Here is a 17,858-nt window from a genome sequence, read left to right on the forward strand (position 1 = left end):
GCTTGGCATTGCAGCGCTTGCTGACACGCGAAGATGCCGAGCAGGAGCTCGGCGGTCCCAGGGGAACCGCCCTCTTCGCGAAGGCACCTGACTCAGAGCACGAACTTGGATGATTAGCTGTAACGCTTTTCCAACTCGTCCCATTCCGGTTTGCTTACCAGCCGCTGCCGCTCATTGAACGTGGCAACGAGGCCGCTGTCTTCCCGGACTTCCTTTTCGTCGCGCAGGACCTTCAAAGTGTTCTGCATGCCGACCACCGCACCTTGCAAGGCTGCATTGGCATAAAGCACGATGCCAAAACCCAACTCGGCCAGCTGTTCGGCGTTGAAGATGGGCGTCTTCCCTCCGATGACCATATTCATGAGTTGCGGCTTGGACAGGCGTTGAGGAAGCGCTCGAACCTCTTCGGCTTTGGTCACTGCTTCGACGAAGAGGATGTCTGCACCCGCCTCTGCGAATTTCTGAGCCCTCTCCACCGCGGCCTCAAATCCATGAGTGGCCGCTGCATCGGTTCGAGCCATGATGAGCAAATCAGAGTCACGTCTGGCATCCACCGCCGCCTTGATCTTGCTCACAGCCTCTTCTGTGGAAATGACTTCCTTGCCTGAAAAATGACCGCATCGCTTGGGAGCAACCTGGTCTTCCAATTGAATGCAGTCAGCCCCGGCGCGCTCCAGCGTTCGTACTGTGTGATAAACATTCAGGGCGTTGCCAAAACCCGTGTCCGCGTCCACCAACAGCGGGACGCTCACGGTGTCACGAATGCGCGCCGTGTGGTCAGCGATCTCGGCCAGGCCCATGAAGCCCTGGTCGGGCATGCCGAACCACATATTAGTGACGCCGGCGCCGGTAATGTAGATCGCTTCGAAGCCCAGGTCTTCAATCACTTTGGCGGAAAGAGCATTGAATGCGCCAGGGACCAGCACGCCGCGACGTGCTTCCACAAGTTGTTTGAGTTGCTTGCGTGTAGACATTGTTCTTTCAGTTCGGTTGACTATTGAACTCCGCGATCTGACGATTTGTCTTCCATCGTTCTCCATCACGACCGCTTTGGAGTCATGCTATCCGGTTCACAAAAAGGTGTTGTTGAACCAGGCGCTCCACGAAGGTGACTAACCAGGCACGCGCACCCAGCCCTCCATCAGCACCCTGGCGCTTCGACTCATCAGCGCTTTGGTCACTTTCCATTCGCCGTCTTCCAGCACGGCTTCAGCACCTACGCGAAGGGTTCCGGAGGGGTGTCCGAACCGCACAGCCTGGCGCGGACCTCCCCCGGCCGCCAGGTTGACCAAGGTGCCGGGAACCGCTGCCGCGACACCTATGGCCACGGCAGCGGTCCCCATCATGGCGTGGTGCAATTTACCCATAGACAGTGCCCGCACCAGCAGGTCAATGTCGCCGGACGTCACGGCTTTGCCACTGGAGGCCACATAGTCAGCAGGCGGCGCGACAAAGGCGACTTTGGGAGTATGTTGGCGCTTGGCGGCTTCGCTCAGATCCTGGATCAAACTCATCTTCAACGCACCGTGGGCGCGAATGGTTTCGAACCGTGCAAGGGCTGCAGGGTCGCCATTGATGTCGTCCTGCAACTCTGTGCCGGTGTATCCAATGTCGCTGGCATTCAGGAAAATCGTGGGGATGCCCGCATTGATGAGTGTGGCCTTGAGCACCCCGATCCCCGGCACGTCCAGATCATCTATCAATCTGCCCGTTGGGAACATGGCGCCACCCTCCTCGCCCTCATCCGCTGGGTCGAGAAACTCGAGCGGCACCTCAGCGGCTGGAAAGGTGACTCCATCAAGCTCGAAGTCTCCCGTTTCCTGCACCTGGCCGTTGGTCATCGGCACGTGAGCAATGATGGTCTTGCCTATATTGGCCTGCCATATCCGCAAGGTGCAAGTGCCATTAGCCGGAATACGCTCCTTGGGAACGATGCCGCTCATGATGGCGAAGGGACCCACGGCGGCAGAGAGGTTGCCGCAATTGCCACTCCAATCCACAAACGCGCTGTCAATCGAGACTTGACCGAACAAGTAGTCGATGTCGTGGCCCTGTCGCTCGGACGGCGAAAGAATGACCGTTTTGGAAGTGGACGAGGTAGCCCCGCCCATACCATCTATCTGCTTGCCATAAGGATCGGGGCTGCCGATCACGCGCATCAACAATGAATCACGAGCTGGCCCCGGCTGCCTGGCCGCCTCGGGCAGGTCTTGCAGACGGAAAAAAACGCCTTTACTGGTGCCACCTCGCAGGTAGGTGGCGGGAATCTTGATTTGCGGAGAAGGTGTCATCTCAACTCAATGTTCAAAAGCCAACAAAGTCTCTCTTGTTCTTGACGGACCCGGAGCAAGGCCATCATGAACGCTCATGCCTCACTCGAAGCCAGAAAATCCTGCGCGAACCTCTGCAGGACCCCACCGGCCTCATAGACGGACACTTCCTCTGCCGTATCCAGGCGGCAGATGACGGGAACCATCAAGATTTGACCATTGGTGCGATGCACGACCAGCGTAAGGTCCGAGCCGGGTGTGCGTTCACCGAGTACATCGTAAGTTTCCGTGCCATCAAGCGCCAGCGTAATGCGGCTCACCATCGGTTTGAATTCCAGCGGCAACACCCCCATCCCGATCAGGTTGGTTCGGTGGATGCGCTCAAAACCTTCTGCCACCACCGTTTCCACCCCCGCCAGGCGCACGCCCTTGGCAGCCCAATCTCGGCTCGAGCCTTGCCCGTAATCTGCACCTGCGATGACGATCAACGGTTGCCGGCGGTTCAGGTAGGTTTCCATGGCCTCCCACATGCGCACCACTTTGCCCTCTGGCTCCAACCTTGCAAGGGAACCTGCTCTTACGCTGCCATCTTCACTCCGCACCATTTCATTTTTGAGGGTGGGATTGGCAAAGGTTGCGCGCATTGCCGTGAGGTGATCGCCCCGGTGCGTGGCGTACGAGTTGAAGTCCTCTTCCGGCAAGCCCATTCTGGCAAGGTATTCACCTGCAGCTGAATCCAGCAAAATGGCATTGGACGGCGAGAGATGGTCGGTAGTGATGTTGTCTGGCAGCAGCGCCAGTGGTCGCATGCCCTTCAAGGTCCGCGGGTTGGCGGCGAGTGCACCGACACCTTCTGTGTCCCAGTAAGGGGGTCGTCTGATGTAGGTCGAGCTTGGCCGCCAGTCGTACTGCGGAGTAGCTTTTTGTCCATCGTCAGCTTGGATGGCAAACATGGGCTCATACACCTTGCGAAACAGCTCTGGCTTGACTGCGGACTGCACCACAGCGTCAATTTCCTCATCAGCCGGCCAGATGTCCTTCAGGCGCACTTCCTTGCCCTCCACCACACCGAGCACATCGCGTTCAATATCAAACCTCATCGTGCCTGCAATCGCATAGGCCACCACCAGTGGTGGCGACGCGAGGAACGCCTGCTGGGCGTAGGGGTGGATGCGACCGTCGAAGTTCCGGTTACCCGATAGTACGGCAGTGGCGTAGAGGTCTCGGTCGATGATTTCCTGCTGAATCTGGGGATCGAGCGCGCCACTCATGCCATTGCAGGTGGTGCACGCGAAGGCCACAATGCCAAAGCCTAGCGCTTGCAGTTCCGTCAGCAGGCCGGCCTCCTTCAAATACAGCTCCACCGCCTTGGACCCGGGTGCGAGCGATGTCTTGACCCAGGGCTTGCGCACCAGGCCCAGGCGATTGGCGTTGCGTGCCAGCAGCGCTGCTGCGATCACGTTGCGCGGATTGCTGGTATTGGTGCAGCTGGTAATGGCCGCAATGATGACTGCGCCATCAGGCATGAGGCCTTGCGCCTCCTGCGCTTTCGCGTTGGCAAGGTCCACCGCTATGCCGCGCTCAGCAAGTTGTGAGGTAGGCAGGCGCCGGTGCGGGTTGGACGGACCCGCCATATTGCGAACCACTGTAGACAGATCAAACTTCAGGACACGTTCATACTGCGCGCCACGCAGAGAATCTGCCCAAAAGCCTGCATGCCTGGCGTAAGTTTCAACCAACCGAACCTGTTTTTCTTCACGCCCCGTCAATCTCAGGTAATCCAGGGTCTGCTGGTCTATGAAGAAAAGGGCGGCGGTTGCCCCGTATTCGGGGCACATATTGGAGATGGTGGCCCGGTCGCCAATGCTCAGCGTTCGCGCACCATCGCCAAAGAACTCCAGGTAGGCACCCACTACCTTTTCCTTGCGCAGAAATTCGGTCAGTGCGAGCACGATATCGGTGGCCGTTATTCCGGGTTGACGATGCCCTGTGAGTTCCACCCCCACGATGTCCGGCAAGCGCATCCAGGAAGCTCTGCCCAGCATGACGTTCTCGGCCTCCAGGCCCCCTACCCCTACGGCAATGACGCCCAACGCGTCCACGTGCGGCGTGTGGCTGTCCGTTCCCACGCAGGTGTCGGGAAAGGCCACGCTGCCGCTCTTGTCCTTTTGCACGTAGATCACGGGCGACATCTTTTCCAGATTGATCTGGTGCATGATGCCGTTGCCTGCCGGGATGACATCAACGTTTGCAAAGGCTTTCTTTGTCCACTCGATAAAGTGAAACCGGTCTTCATTGCGCCGATCTTCAATGGCGCGGTTTTTATCGAAAGCGTCGGGCTCGAAACCGCCACATTCAACGGCCAGGGAGTGATCGACGATGAGCTGAACCGGAACGACCGGGTTTACTGCCGCCGGGTCTCCCCCTTCTTTCGCAATGGCATCACGAAGACCCGCCAGGTCCACAAGCGCCGTCTGACCCAGAATGTCATGGCACACAACCCGAACGGGAAACCAGGGGAAGTCGATGTCGCGCTTGCGCCCTATGAGTTGACCGAGGTATTCAGACAACCGCTCCGGGTCCGCGCGGCGAACGAGATTTTCAGCGTGGACCCGAGCGGTATAGGACAAGGTTTCCCACGCACCGGCTTCAATAGCATCAACTGCGGCACGGGTGTCGAAATATTCAAGCTCAGTCCCTGGGAGTATTTTTCTATGGTCGGTGTTCATCGTCGGTCAAGAAATTTTCTCTGCTTCAGCCGCGTGCTTCAATGGGCACAAATTTAAGATCATCAGGACCTGTGTAATTGGCGCTTGGACGAATGATTTTGTTGTCCACACGCTGCTCGATCACATGAGCAGCCCAACCGCTGGTGCGAGCGATGACGAACAGTGGAGTGAACATGGCCGTCGGAACACCCATCATGTGATAGCTCACGGCACTGAACCAGTCGAGATTGGGGAACATCTTCTTGACCTCCCACATGACGGTTTCAAGTCGCTCGGCGATGTCAAACATCTTGGTGGAACCGGCGTCTTCAGACAGACGCCTGGCCACATCCTTGATGACTACGTTGCGCGGATCACTGATGGTGTAGACAGGGTGACCAAAGCCGATGACCACTTCCTTGGCATCCACACGGCGACGAATATCGGCCTCGGCATCGTTGGGGCTGTCATAGCGCTTTTGCACTTCAAAAGCGACCTCGTTGGCGCCCCCATGCTTGGGCCCGCGCAACGCGCCAATGGCGCCTGCAACGCAGGAATACATGTCGCTGCCGGTGCCTGCAATCACACGTGCAGCGAATGTAGACGCATTGAACTCGTGTTCGGCATAGAGGTTGAGTGAGGTGTGCATGGCACGCACCCATGCGTCGCTCGGCGACTCTCCGTGCAGCAAATGAAGAAAGTGGCCTCCAATGGAGTCATCTTCTGTTTCGACCTCAATCCGCTTGCCGTTGGTGCTCCAGTGATACCAGTAGAGCAGCATGGAACCCAGGCTGGCCATCAGGCGGTCAGCGATGTCCCGAGCACCTGGTGTGTTGTGGTCATCTTTCTCAGGCAACACGCAGCCCAGCGTGGACACGCCGGTGCGCATGACATCCATGGGATGAGCTCCAGCGGGCACAGCCTCCAATGCCTGCTTCACGTTGACCGGCAAGCCTCGCATGGCTTTCAGCTTGGCCTTATAGGCAGCCAACTCTGCCCGCGTGGGCAGTTTGCCGTGCACCAGAAGATGGGCGATTTCCTCGAATTCACAAACTTCGGCTACGTCCAGAATGTCATAGCCGCGATAGTGAAGATCGTTGCCACTGCGCCCGACGGTACAGAGCGCGGTATTGCCGGCGGTCACCCCGGAAAGGGCAACTGACTTCTTGGGCTTGAACGTCGCTGTGACGACGGTTTCGGCAGTGATGGCATTCATGATCGGAACTCCTGTTTCATATAGTTGGATTCAATGGCTGTTGGACGACCTTTGCCGTCGATCGCCACCATTTCGAACACCCCCTTCAGCGCCTCTTCCGGCGGGGCCGCAGGTGCTTCTGTATAGCCACTGACGCACACCGTCATGGAGCTACAACCCACCCGGCTCACCCACGCGCGCAGGGTCAACGTGTAGCCCACAGGGATTGGCGCGGTGAATTCGACGCCAGTCACGCCTCCCATCACCACCTCCCGGTGGGCGAGGCTGCGCGCAGCCAGGAAGGCGGCTTTCGCCATTAACTGCAGGCCTTGCCCTGCGAACAGGGTGCCGTGATGGTTGGCCATCACAGGCAACACCAGTTCTTGCAGCTCGCTAGTTCCTTGGGGGCTTGTCATACTTCGCAATTTACGCAAAATACGCCTACCCATAAAGAGCTAAAAATGCGAATGAAAGCAAATGAATTTCTGCAAATCTGCGAATCTTGCGAATTTACGAGCAGTAGTACGACGGCCACGTCACGGACATCGCTGTCCTCAGAAGTACGGCGCTTCAAGCCATGAAAAAAACCTTCATGGGCGTCAAGCTGCGGAGGTTGAGGGCCGAACGCGGGATGAGCCAGATCCTCATGGCGCAGACCTTGGGGCTGTCTCCCAGCTATCTCAACCAACTGGAGCAAAACCAGCGACCATTGACGGTAGGGGTCTTGCTCAAGATCAGTCAGGTGCTGGGGGTAGATGTACAGCAGTTTTCTGAGGATGAAGAAGCCCGCATGGTGGCGGCGTTGCAAGAGGCACTGGCTGACGCACCCCAACCTATCACGCTGCCTGAACTGAAGGAAGTTGCATCGCAAATGCCTGCGCTAGCCCGCGCAGTCGTGGCGCTGCACAGGCGCAACGTTGAAGCGTTGGACCGTGCCGAATCTGTCTCGCTGAGGCTAGGAGATGAACGCTCTGACACCGCCCTGCCCCGCGCCATGGCGTTTGAGGCCGTGCGAGACTTTTTCTTTTCTCATCAGAACCACTTTGACGCGCTAGACCGTGCGGCAGAAGCCTTGGCCGCAGAGGCACAGGCGCGCGGCACCCATCTGGCAGATTGGCTGACTCGGCGGCTGCAAAAAAATCACGGCGTGCGCGTGCTCTACACGCAAGACGCAGGCGCTGGCAAGCGCAGCTATGACGGAAGTGGTCGCACGGTGCTGGTCTCTGACACCCTGGCACCGGGACAGCTGGCATTTCAACTGGCCACGCAGTTGGCCTTGCTTGAGCACAGCGACGCCATAGATTCCATGATCAACGTCCCGCCCTTTACGCAAGATGGTGACGCGCACCGTTTGGCACGTGTGGGGCTGGCCAATTACTTCGCAGGGGCACTGCTGCTGCCGTATGGGGAATTTCTACAAGCGGCAGACACGCTACGTCACGACATTGACCGTTTGAGCCAGAGATTTGGCGTGGGCTTCGAGACGATTTGCCACCGCCTTTCCACCCTTCAGCGCCCGGGCTCGCCGGGCGTACCCTTCTTCTTCGTGAGGGTAGACCGGGCAGGCAATATCAGCAAGCGCCAGTCCGCCACGCATTTTCACTTCAGCCGGACAGGTGGCACATGCCCGCTATGGAATGTGTATGAAGCGTTTGGCCAGCCTGGCCGCATCTTGCCGCAGCTCGCACGCATGCCAGACGGTCGCACCTACATGTGGATTGCGCGCACCATCTCCAGTGGCGCGCGCGGCTGGGGCGTGCCTGGCAAGGTTTTTTCCATAGGCCTGGGTTGCGACGTTCGCCACTCCCACAGACTGGTCTACGCCAATGGCCTGGATTTGAACGCCCCGGACGCGGCGACCCCCATCGGCATGGGTTGCAAAGTCTGTGAACGCGACGCCTGCCCACAACGCGCCTTTCCTTTCATTGGCCGAGCGCTCGATGTCGATGAAAACACGAGCCGCTTTACTCCTTATGGTTTCGGCCCGGAAATTCCCTGAGATGACCTGGAGATAACTTGCTCACAAGCATCACGCCAGATATTGCGCACCAATTCGTGCCAATCGCGTGAGAAGCGCGCATTGTCGAACAATGCGCTGCCTGCCACCTGCTCACGCATTGCCCGACGCTGCTCTGCCAGCGCAAGCCACGCCGACCTTTGGGCAAGAGCCACGGCTCTATCCACGTACGCGTCTTCATCGAAGCAGATCCAATTTTCTGCCATGCCGGCAGCTCCCATGATCTGCTCCCCTTGCCGGCCCAGCATGCCCGGCGTAGAAAGAGTCAAGGTGGGCACGCCCATCCAAAGAGCTTCAGCAGAAGTCGTCCCACCGGGATAAGGAAAAGTGTCCAGCGCCACGTCGATTTCGCCGTAGCTAGCCAAATAGCGCTGGCGCTCCAAAGGTGCCTCTACCTTGAACCTGTCTGCGGCTATGCCGGCTTGCACTAGCCGCTGCGCCAGCGAACGTCGATCCTCTTCGGAGCTTTTCACGCCGCAGCGAATCCGCCAGCGCGCCTGGGGCGCACGCTGCGCAATCCTCGCCCAAGCGGCAATGACCCTGGGGTTGATCTTGGCCAAGGTCTGAAAGCATCCAAAGGTCAGCGCCCCCTGTCGCAAAGCTGGCAACTCGGCCACTTCTGGCGCATTCTTGGGAGGCGTGAAGCAATACCTTGTACTAGGAAGCCGCCATACACGCTCGCTGAACCAGTGCTCCTCTGGTTCCGGCACACACCGCGGATCAGCGATAACTGCCTGCACGCCAGGCAAGCCTGTAGTGCCAAAGTAACCCAGCCAGTTCACCTGAACCGGTGCCGGCCTGCGCGCCAGTACACCCAGCCGGTGGCCGCTGCCCATGCCGGATAGATCAAGCAGGATGTCAATACGATCACTTCGGATACGCGCTGCCAATTGGTCATCTGACCAGCGAAAGACTTCATTCCAGGCCGAAAATGCGGGCGCAATGCGTTCCGTCAACGCAGTGCGTTTTTCATTGTTGGCATAGGCGATCCAGGTCACTTCCTTGCCCGCCGAGTGCGCCAGCAAGCCTTCAATGAAATAGCCCACAGGGTGATCGTGCAAATCCGCCGACAGCAGCCCAATCCTGAGCGGTCGCTCAGGTTCAAAGGACACCAGCCAATTGGAAAACACGGGACTTTGCGCTGCGCACTGCGCGCCCAGCCGCCGCGCCAACGCAGAGAGTTGAGCGGGCGAAGGATGCTCGAGATAGTGTTGGGTAAATATCAGCTGCGCCTGGGCTATCACATGCTTGGAATCAATTGCAAGGACGCGTCTATACAACTCGTGAGCCCGCGTGAAACGCCCCGCATCTGCATGCAACTGCGCAGAGTTGAAGAGTGCCTGCACATGATGAGGATCCACAGCAAAGACACGCTCATACCAAGCAAGCGCTTCCTCAAAACGGCCTTCGCCTTGATGGATCGCGCCCATATTAAGCAATGCCAGCGGATCTTGCGGCTGCAATTGAACCGCAAGGCTGAAGTACTCCAGCGCCTGCTGCTTACGCTCGAGCATCCAACAGGCGCGGCCGAGGTTGGCCACCAAGGCCACGTTGCCCGGGTCTGCGGCCAGAAGCCTCTGCCATAGCACCACAGCTTCGGCCAGACGGCCGTGTTGAGCCAGGAGAACGGCAGTCAGGTTCTGCACCGATGCTTCATGAGGCATTTGCTCGGCCAAAGGCAGAAGCAGCGTGAGCGCCTGCTCCCAGCGGTTTTCGCTCTGAAGGCGCACGGCCTCGGAAAACGTAGCTTGCCAGCCCGCGGGTGGCGCAGGGTGCGTAGAAGGCGCAGAAGGTATAGAGGGTGCAGAGGACATGGTCGGTGGCGTCGAGCTCACTGGATTCTCTTCATCAAAACCGGGGACGCAAGAAACTTCAAAGTTAGCCTCGTGGATGATGCTGCGCGTGCAGAACTTTAAGGCGTTCCCGCGCCACGTGCGTATAGATGGTTGTGGTTGAAATATCCGCATGGCCCAGCAGCATCTGTACTGCACGCAAATCCGCGCCATGATTGAGCAGGTGCGTGGCAAAAGCATGGCGCAAGGTATGAGGCGAAGGCGGCGCCGCAATGCCTGCCTGCAAAGCATAGCGCTTGACCAGCCCCCAGAACATGACACGCGACATGGCGGTGCCTGGGGTGGGGCCCGAGCTGGTCACAAATAGCGCATCGGTCTGGCGTGCGCCAAGTAACTCTGGCCTGCCTCCAGCCAGATACCTCTGCAACCACTCCCCTGCCATTTCTCCGAAGGGGACCAACCGCTCCTTGCTCCCCTTTCCAAGCACGCGCAGTACACCCTCGTTCAGACCTACATGGAATGTCTTGAGAGTCACCAGCTCGCTCACACGCAGGCCACTGGCATAAATCAGCTCCAGCATGGCTCGGTCGCGCAGTCCTAAAGGCGTATCGGAATCTGGCGCGTTCAGCAGCGCTTCCACCTGCGCTTCGCTCATGGTTTTGGGAACGCGCAACGGCTGTTTGGCCGTGAGAAGTTTCAGCGTAGGGTCAATTGAAATGGCCCGTTCACGCAGCAACCAACGGAAATAGCGTTTGAAAACAGTGAGCCGACGATTGGATGAAGTGGCCTTGCCGCGGGCGCGCACAGCAAAGTAGGCCTGCAGATGGTGCTCTTGCGTGTCTGGCAACCGCAATTGGTGGGTTTCACCCAACCATTTACCGAACAAGGTCAGATCGCGCCTGTAAGCAGCCAATGTATTGGGAGAGAGCCCGTCCTCCAGCCAGAGGGCGTCTATGAAGCCGTCGATAGACGCATCGGGTGCGGGCGATGGAATGGAAGGCGATGACAAGGCAGCAGCAATTTCCGAGTAAACCGTGAACACGCTGTGAACGCGTGTTCACGGGTCCGAAGCTTACTGCAAGGCCAGTTTTTGCTTGGCAACCACTCCCTTGTAGATCTCGTACTCGGCTTTGATCTGATCGGCAAACTGTTCAGGCGTATTGCCAACGATGAGCGAGCCCGTTTCCTCGATGCGCTTTTTCACCGCTGGCTCCTCCAGGGCCTTTTTAACCCCTGCGTGGACCTTGTCGATGATTTCTTTCGGGGTACCCTTGGGTGCAAGGATCCCGTAATAGGCCATGCGGTTGACAGGCTCCAGCCCCACTTCCTTGAACGTTGGCGTGTCCGGCAGACTGGGAAGGCGCGAAGGCGCGGCCACCACGATAGGAATCAAACGCTTCTGCTGGATGAAGGGCAATGCCGAAGGCAAATTGTCAAACATGATGGGCACCTGGCCTCCGACCACGTCATTCAATGCCGGGCCCGCGCCCCGGTACGGAATATGCGTGACGAACACGTTTGTCAGGCTTTTGAAAAGCTCTGTTTGAAGGTGCCCGATGCCCCCCGCGCCGGAAGATGCATAAGAATGCTTTCCTGGCTCTTTCTTGAGGAGCGCCACGAAACTCTTGTAATCATGCGCTGCAAATTTGGGGTTGACGGCAATGATGTTCGGCGTCGCCGCGATGTTGATGATGGGCGCGAAGTCAGTGACCGGGTCGTAGCCGATCTTCTTGTTGATGGCTGGGTTGGCGGCGGTCGTGGAAACCGTGGCAACGCTCAAGGTGTAGCCATCTGGCGCAGCGCGAGATGCTTCCAGGGCGCCAATGCCGCCGCCTGCTCCGGCCTTGTTATCAACCACCACCGATTGACCCAGCGCTCTTCCCAGTGGTTCAGCGATAACGCGCGCAATGATGTCTGTCGTGCCGCCGGGTGCGAAGGGCACGATCAAGCGGACAGGCTTGGTGGGATAGGCCTGTGCAAACACAGAACCAGTTGCAAGGGTGGCCGCGGCAAACGCGATCAGGGTGCGACGATGCATTAGGCAATCTCCTGAGTTGAATGGTCAAAAAATCAGTGTGACTGATCCTAACCCCGGCACCCCCTGCTTTTAGCCTGTGAAACGTGCAGGATTTCCCTAAGAACCCGACGGTAAAAGCAGGTTCACGCTGCTTTTTACCGAATTTCCATGGGCAGCGAGCCTCTATCCGGGCCTGGCGATCCAAAAGAACCAGGGCGGGGAGTTATTCTCCCGGACGTGAACTACGTCCAACTGCTTTTTCCTGACTTCTCACTGATCGCCATCGGCTACCTTCTTTGCCGGTATACGGCGTTGAACAGACCCGTGTGGCAGTCAGTCGAATCACTGGTTTATTTTTTTCTGTTTCCGGTACTGCTGTTCCAGTCTATATTGCGCACACCACTGGATCTGCGCGCCGCATCGGGCCTGATAGGTGCTGGTCTGTGCCTTGTTCTGGGCGGCGTTCTGTTGGCTGCACTGCTTCCGCGGCTGCCCTTATTGCGCCGCTATATCGACCCCCGGGCTCATGCGGCCTCCTCTCAGGTCGCATTTCGCTTTAATTCATTCATCGGCCTGGCCTTGGCAGAGCGGCTGGCCGGTGCGCCCGGGGTCCAGCTTATTGCGGTGCTGATCGGTGTGTGTGTCCCACTTTGCAATATTGCCGCCGTCTGGCCAATGGCTCGGCATGCCGGTCGCGGTTTCCTGGGGGAACTTGCCCGTAACCCGTTGATCATTGCGACCGCCTCGGGCCTGACTGCCAATCTGCTCGGATTTTCAATTCCTGACTGGCTGGCGCCGTCTCTCAGCCGCATCGGCGCTGCATCCATTGCACTGGGCTTGATGGTGGCTGGCGCCGGTCTGCAGTTCACGAGTCTGGCGCAGGGCAAGGTTCTCACTGTGAGTGTCTTGACGATCCGGCATCTGGTAACGCCATTGATGGCCTGGGGCCTGGCGCGCGCGTTCGGCCTTGGCACCTCGGAAACGCTGATTTTGCTCGCATTCTCCGCCCTGCCTACGGCCTCAAGTGCTTATGTGCTGGCCGCCCGAATGGGCTACGACGGCGCCTTTGTTGCAGGCTTGGTCACTCTTTCTACCGTGCTGGGTGTGGCCAGCCTGTGGTTGGCATTGGGGTTACTGGGCTGAATCTTCCGGTCTCGGCCTCCAATTCGCATGAGATAAATGGCCCAAGTCTTTATCTTGTCACGAATTTTTTAGCCTTTGGTGGTTGACTTCAAGGCGCTTTCGCTATAAAAATAGCAGCGTTTGGCGACACCGCACCGACGCCGGCCCCCAAAATGCCTGAATCCGCCGTTTCCTTATCGCCCAAGTGCCCATTCCACGTGCTCTCGCACGAGGGGTTCGGGGTGCGTGGCGCGCGCAGACAACGCAGATCGCAGTTGATCACGCAGCGGATCGGATGGGGACAACTGGCTCAGTGCATTGCCCATCGCGACAGCTACATTGCGCAGCCATCGCACGTGCCCAATGCGCCTGATAGGCCCGCCTTCAGTGCGCCGCAAGAATTCGGCTTCGCTCCAGGCAAACAACTGCACCAAACCCGCGCCCGTCAAGCCATCTCGGGCGTCAAAGTCCGGCAGTTCGCTACGGCCGGCAAATTTATTCCAAGGGCAAATGCTCTGACAGTCATCACAGCCGTAGATGCGGTTTCCGATCAGAGGCCTGAGTTCTTCGTCTATCGAGCCGGGGTGCTCAATGGTCAGGTACGAGATGCACCTTCGCGCGTCCAGGCGCTTCGGCCCTACGATGGCCTGAGTGGGGCAAACGTCCATGCAGGCCTGGCAACTGCCGCAGTGCGACGTGACTGGCTCAGTAGGCGCGAGAGCGAGATCGACGTAGATCTCGCCCAGAAAGAACATGGACCCCGCTTCGCGCGAGAGGATCAACGTGTGTTTTCCGCGCCAGCCCTGGCCGCTGCGCGACGCAAGCTCGGCTTCCAGGACGGGGGCGGAATCTGTGAATACGCGGTGCCCGAAAGGTCCAATGGCCTCGGCAATACGCTCCTGCAGTTTTTGCAGCCGCGATCTCAAAACCTTATGGTAGTCCCGGCCCCGGGCATATACCGAAATGACGCCCTCTGCCGGCCTGCTCTGGCGTGCCCACTCGATTTCCTGCCAATTCTCGGGCGTGTTGCGCGGGAGATAATCCATGCGCGCCGTGATCACACTCACCGTGCCGGGCACCAGTTCCGCAGGTCTGGCGCGCTTGAGGCCATGCGCGGCCATGTAATCCATCTGGCCGTGAAATCCGTTATCAAGCCAGGCTTGCAGGCCCGCTTCGGCACTGGCCAGGTCAACGCCTGCCACTCCAATTTGGGAAAACCCCAGTTCGTTGGCCCACGCGCGAATACGCGTCACCAGAATAAGAGGATCGATCTGAATGCCTCGCAAAGTCACCCGTCAATTGTAGGAAACATGCCGCCCTCAGAAATTTATTGGAGCAGCGAGAGCGACACCAGCACCTTCGCAAACCGCTTGGCAACCCTGCCGGGCTTGCGCAACGCCTATTTGGAGCTGCACGGAGATCTGGGTGCAGGCAAGACCACCTTCGTCCGCCACCTTCTGCGCGCCTTGGGCGTGTCAGGTCGCGTCAAGAGCCCGACCTACGCCGTTGTAGAACCTCATGAAACACCTGATGGCCTTTCCATCTGGCACTTTGACTTCTATCGCTTCAACGACCCACAGGAATGGGAAGACGCCGGCTTCCGTGATCTGTTCGCCTCCAATGGCCTGAAGCTTGCAGAATGGCCCGAAAAAGCTGCGGACCTGCTGCCGCCGCCAGATCTGGCACTCATTATTGATGTGATGCCAGGAGAGGTGCGCCGTGTCGGGCTCCGTGCATCAACGCCCTTGGGCATCCAACTGATGGAGGGCTTGCGCTCATGAAACGCCGGGAATTGTTGCACTCGGGCGCGCTTGTCCTGCTGATCGGCTCTCACCAGATCGCGCGCGGTGCGGGCATTGTGGCGGTGAGAGTCTGGCCTGCCGAAGACTATTCTCGCGTCACCATTGAATCAGACACAGCCCTCAAGGCGACGCACAAAATGATTGGCTCACCTCCTCGCCTGGCGGTGGACATCGAAGGCCTCGATCTGGACCCATCACTGCGTGAATTGGTTGCCAAGGTTCGAGCGGATGACCCCAATATTGCGGGCATCCGGGTAGGCCAGAACGCTCCTCGCGTCGTGCGCCTGGTGGTAGACCTCAAACAAGCCACGAGCCCGCAGGTTTTCACGCTGGCCCCCGTCGCGGCCTATCGACACCGCCTGGTGTTTGATCTCTATCCGGAAAACCCTCCAGACCCCCTGGATGCTTTGATCGCAGAGCACATGAAGCAGTTGGGAACACCATCCAACGCTCCGGCTCCCACCGCTCCGTCCATAGGTGTTGCAGCCGCGCCGCCCCCCATAGCGCCACCTGGCTCCAACACCGACATGCTGGGCGATCTGATCGCCAAGCAGATAGAACGCGCCACGGTGATCACGCGCCGGCCGGACGGTCCGCCCGCCCGTATGCCGGTACCGCCCAGCCGAGACGAAAGCGTCGCTGCTGCGCCTGCGCCTGCGCCTGCACCTTCCTCGCCTCCTCGAGTGACCAAGTCCTCAAGCACCGATCGCCTCATCATCGTGGCTCTTGACCCTGGTCATGGTGGCGAAGACCCTGGCGCCATTGGCCCCAATGGCACACGTGAGAAAGATATCGTGCTCCGCGTTGCGTTGAAATTGCGTGACCGAATCAACAACAGCACCGTGGGCGGAAACCCCATGCGCGCCTTCATGACACGTGACGCAGATTTTTTTGTTCCTCTGCAAACCCGTGTTCAAAAGGCACGCCGGGTGGGAGCCGATCTATTCATCAGTATCCACGCAGACGCCTTTATCAACCCAAATGCGCGCGGGGCGAGCATTTATGCGCTGAGTCAGGGTGCGGCCTCGAGTACTGCGGCGCGGTGGCTAGCCAACAAAGAAAACGAGGCCGATCAGATTGGAGGCATCAACGTCAACTCCAAGGACGCCCACGTTCAACGTGCCCTTCTCGACATGAGCACCACGGCACAGATCAACCACAGCGTGATGCTGGGCAGTGCCATGTTGAGCGAAATTGGTGGCGTAGGCCGACTGCACAAGCGTCAGGTTGAGCGAGCCGGATTTGCGGTTCTGAAAGCGCCCGACATCCCCAGCGTACTGGTAGAGACCGCGTTCATCAGCAACCCGGAAGAAGAGGCCAAGCTGCGCACTGATGCCTACCAAAACGATTTGGCCAATGCGCTGATCGTGGGCATTCAGAAGTACTTTGCCGCCAATCCGCCATTGGCACGCACACGTTCAGTGTAAGGGCGAGCGCCCTGCTCTCCCAGCTTTGCGTAGGGTGCCAGACTACGCAGGACAACCCCTGTCAGCAATGTCCTACACCGCGGTGCAATCGTTAGTTTTATAGTCGAGTTGAGTCTCCAAAGGTTTAGCGGAAATCCCTTCAGCAACGGGTTTCCGCTTTTTCTTTGCGTTCGCGCTCAAGGCGACATTCGTCCGAAAGATTGCTAGGCGTGAGTCACCCCACTCGCAAGCAGCCCAGGAAATTATCCCGATTGCACTCTCAGGCAGGCCCCGTTAGATTAGGGGCGTCCCAAGAACACAGGAGTGAACACCGTGGCTCAACCCCATCTCCAATCAGGTCAGATCGGCAGCGTTTTGCCCCTGGGCTCGGCCATGCGAACAACTCCCTCTTATGCCCTGCTCAAAGCAAGGCAACTCGAGGTCATGCGCCTTGTTCTGCTTGCGGGCAAAAGCATGCCCGAGCATCAGGTCACCGGCGAAATTACAGTCCAATGCCTGGAAGGCATTATCGAGTTTCGTGCGGGCGCGGACCTGCGTATCATGCAGGCCGGAGATTTCCTGCACCTGGACGGGCGTGAGCTGCATTCGCTCACGGCCCGCGAGGACGCGTCCTTGTTGCTGACAATCTGCCTGTCGCCCATATAAGCGCTTAGGGCCATGCTGTTCACTTAAGCACGCAAATACCCGTTCGGGCTGAGCTTGTCGAAGCCGGGTGCGACGCTTCGACAGGCTCAGCGCGAACGGACTGGGTTTAACTTTAACTGAACAGCATTGCGCTTAAGGCGGCATCCTCAAAGAGACGCAGCAGCCTTCTTTTCAGCGCGCCCCGCTTTCCAGCCACCGTAGACAGCGATAAGCCCGGGCACAATGATGAGGCCCCAAATGATCTTGCTCAGGTTGGCCTGCACCCATGGCAGGTTGCCGAACAAGTAGCCGGCCACGCACAAGCCCACGACCCAGATCAGCGCTCCAACTACGTTGAAAAACGTGAACTTGGCCCTGTTCATTTCTGCCACGCCCGCAACAAACGGCACAAACGTGCGCACGAACGGCATGAAGCGGGCCAAAATGACAGTCACACCGCCGTAGCGTTCATAGAAGGCATGAGCTTTGTCAAATGCCTTGCGATTGAAAAAGCGTGAGTTTTCCCACTGGAAAACCTTGGGACCGAAATACCGCCCAATCATGTAATTGCACTGGTCGCCCAAAATCGCGGCCAACAGCAACACCCCGCACGCGACTGGCAGGCTGAGCAACCCCACGCCTGCCAAGGCACCGACGACGAACAGCAAGGAATCACCGGGCAGGAATGGCATGACCACCACGCCGGTTTCGACAAAAACGATGATGAAAAGCAGTGCGTAGACCCATGGACCGTAATGGGTCACAAAGGCGGCGAGGTGTTTGTCGACATGCAGAATGAAATCGACGAGGTGCATCAAAATATCCATGGGGGCACATTATCCCTGCCATGCGTGCATATATTAAGAACAGGCTCGTAAAATCC

15 protein-coding genes are annotated in these 17,858 nt (G+C 58.5%); 5 read left to right on the plus strand and 10 right to left on the minus strand.

What is annotated here, in order from left to right; genetic code table 11:
* Positions 1-113: 113 nt before the first annotated feature.
* From ABIE13_RS07840 to ABIE13_RS07860, 5 genes are all read right to left on the minus strand, one after another.
* Positions 114-974, minus strand: a complete 861-nt coding sequence (locus tag ABIE13_RS07840; RefSeq protein ID WP_354442578.1) for an isocitrate lyase/PEP mutase family protein — start codon at positions 972-974, stop codon at positions 114-116.
* Positions 975-1,112: 138 nt separating this feature from the next.
* A complete protein-coding gene (prpF, locus tag ABIE13_RS07845) occupies positions 1,113-2,291 on the minus strand; it encodes a 2-methylaconitate cis-trans isomerase PrpF (RefSeq protein WP_354442579.1) in 1,179 nt (392 codons plus the stop codon).
* A 74-nt stretch (positions 2,292-2,365) separates the two neighbouring features.
* Positions 2,366-4,999: a Fe/S-dependent 2-methylisocitrate dehydratase AcnD gene (gene acnD / locus ABIE13_RS07850; protein WP_354442580.1), complete on the minus strand. Its 2,634-nt coding sequence runs from the start codon at positions 4,997-4,999 to the stop codon at positions 2,366-2,368.
* A 25-nt stretch (positions 5,000-5,024) separates the two neighbouring features.
* A complete protein-coding gene (gene prpC, locus ABIE13_RS07855) occupies positions 5,025-6,194 on the minus strand; it encodes a bifunctional 2-methylcitrate synthase/citrate synthase (RefSeq protein WP_354442581.1) in 1,170 nt (389 codons plus the stop codon).
* The gene (locus tag ABIE13_RS07860; protein ID WP_354442582.1) at positions 6,191-6,589 is read right to left on the minus strand and encodes an acyl-CoA thioesterase; all 399 of its coding nucleotides are present in this window, start codon (positions 6,587-6,589) and stop codon (positions 6,191-6,193) included. The genes prpC and ABIE13_RS07860 overlap by 4 nt, the downstream gene beginning before the upstream one ends.
* Positions 6,590-6,750: 161 nt before the next feature.
* Between ABIE13_RS07860 and ABIE13_RS07865 the strand changes: the two genes are divergently transcribed.
* Positions 6,751-8,172, plus strand: a complete 1,422-nt coding sequence (locus ABIE13_RS07865) for a short-chain fatty acyl-CoA regulator family protein (protein WP_354442583.1) — start codon at positions 6,751-6,753, stop codon at positions 8,170-8,172.
* On the opposite strand, the gene ABIE13_RS07870 is transcribed toward ABIE13_RS07865, so the two are convergent.
* The 3 genes from ABIE13_RS07870 to ABIE13_RS07880 all read right to left on the minus strand — a co-directional run bounded on the left by ABIE13_RS07870 (position 8,145) and on the right by ABIE13_RS07880 (position 12,021).
* Complete coding sequence (locus ABIE13_RS07870; protein WP_354442584.1) at positions 8,145-10,004, minus strand: O-linked N-acetylglucosamine transferase family protein; 1,860 nt, start codon at positions 10,002-10,004, stop codon at positions 8,145-8,147. The two genes, ABIE13_RS07865 and ABIE13_RS07870, sit on opposite strands and share 28 nt — an antisense overlap.
* 64 nt (positions 10,005-10,068) lie before the next feature.
* Positions 10,069-10,977 carry a site-specific tyrosine recombinase XerD gene (gene xerD / locus ABIE13_RS07875; RefSeq protein ID WP_354442928.1) on the minus strand — a complete coding sequence of 303 codons (909 nt, stop codon included), beginning with the start codon at positions 10,975-10,977 and terminating at the stop codon, positions 10,069-10,071.
* Between the two features lie 78 nt (positions 10,978-11,055).
* Positions 11,056-12,021: a tripartite tricarboxylate transporter substrate binding protein BugE gene (locus ABIE13_RS07880; protein ID WP_354442585.1), complete on the minus strand. Its 966-nt coding sequence runs from the start codon at positions 12,019-12,021 to the stop codon at positions 11,056-11,058.
* A gap of 216 nt (positions 12,022-12,237) precedes the next feature.
* Here ABIE13_RS07880 and ABIE13_RS07885 point away from each other — a divergent pair, with 216 nt between their 5' ends.
* Positions 12,238-13,143 carry an AEC family transporter gene (locus ABIE13_RS07885; protein ID WP_354442586.1) on the plus strand — a complete coding sequence of 302 codons (906 nt, stop codon included), beginning with the start codon at positions 12,238-12,240 and terminating at the stop codon, positions 13,141-13,143.
* A gap of 173 nt (positions 13,144-13,316) precedes the next feature.
* Here the strand turns inward: ABIE13_RS07885 and queG are convergent, their stop codons facing one another.
* Positions 13,317-14,366 carry a tRNA epoxyqueuosine(34) reductase QueG gene (gene queG, locus ABIE13_RS07890; protein ID WP_354442929.1) on the minus strand — a complete coding sequence of 350 codons (1,050 nt, stop codon included), beginning with the start codon at positions 14,364-14,366 and terminating at the stop codon, positions 13,317-13,319.
* Positions 14,367-14,393: 27 nt separating this feature from the next.
* Here queG and tsaE point away from each other — a divergent pair, with 27 nt between their 5' ends.
* From tsaE to ABIE13_RS07905, 3 genes are all read left to right on the plus strand, one after another.
* Positions 14,394-14,903 (plus strand): tRNA (adenosine(37)-N6)-threonylcarbamoyltransferase complex ATPase subunit type 1 TsaE, encoded by a 510-nt coding sequence (gene tsaE, locus ABIE13_RS07895; RefSeq protein ID WP_436278394.1) that lies wholly within the window; start codon positions 14,394-14,396, stop codon positions 14,901-14,903.
* Positions 14,900-16,351, plus strand: a complete 1,452-nt coding sequence (locus ABIE13_RS07900) for an N-acetylmuramoyl-L-alanine amidase (RefSeq protein WP_354442588.1) — start codon at positions 14,900-14,902, stop codon at positions 16,349-16,351. Before tsaE ends, ABIE13_RS07900 begins: the two co-directional genes overlap by 4 nt.
* A 312-nt stretch (positions 16,352-16,663) precedes the next feature.
* A complete protein-coding gene (locus ABIE13_RS07905; protein WP_354442589.1) occupies positions 16,664-16,996 on the plus strand; it encodes a cupin domain-containing protein in 333 nt (110 codons plus the stop codon).
* A 146-nt stretch (positions 16,997-17,142) separates the two neighbouring features.
* On the opposite strand, the gene ABIE13_RS07910 is transcribed toward ABIE13_RS07905, so the two are convergent.
* Positions 17,143-17,802 (minus strand): DedA family protein, encoded by a 660-nt coding sequence (locus ABIE13_RS07910; protein ID WP_354442590.1) that lies wholly within the window; start codon positions 17,800-17,802, stop codon positions 17,143-17,145.
* Positions 17,803-17,858: the final 56 nt, after the last annotated feature.

Source organism: Ottowia thiooxydans, assembly GCF_040548795.1.
Lineage (GTDB): Bacteria > Pseudomonadota > Gammaproteobacteria > Burkholderiales > Burkholderiaceae_C > Ottowia > Ottowia thiooxydans_A.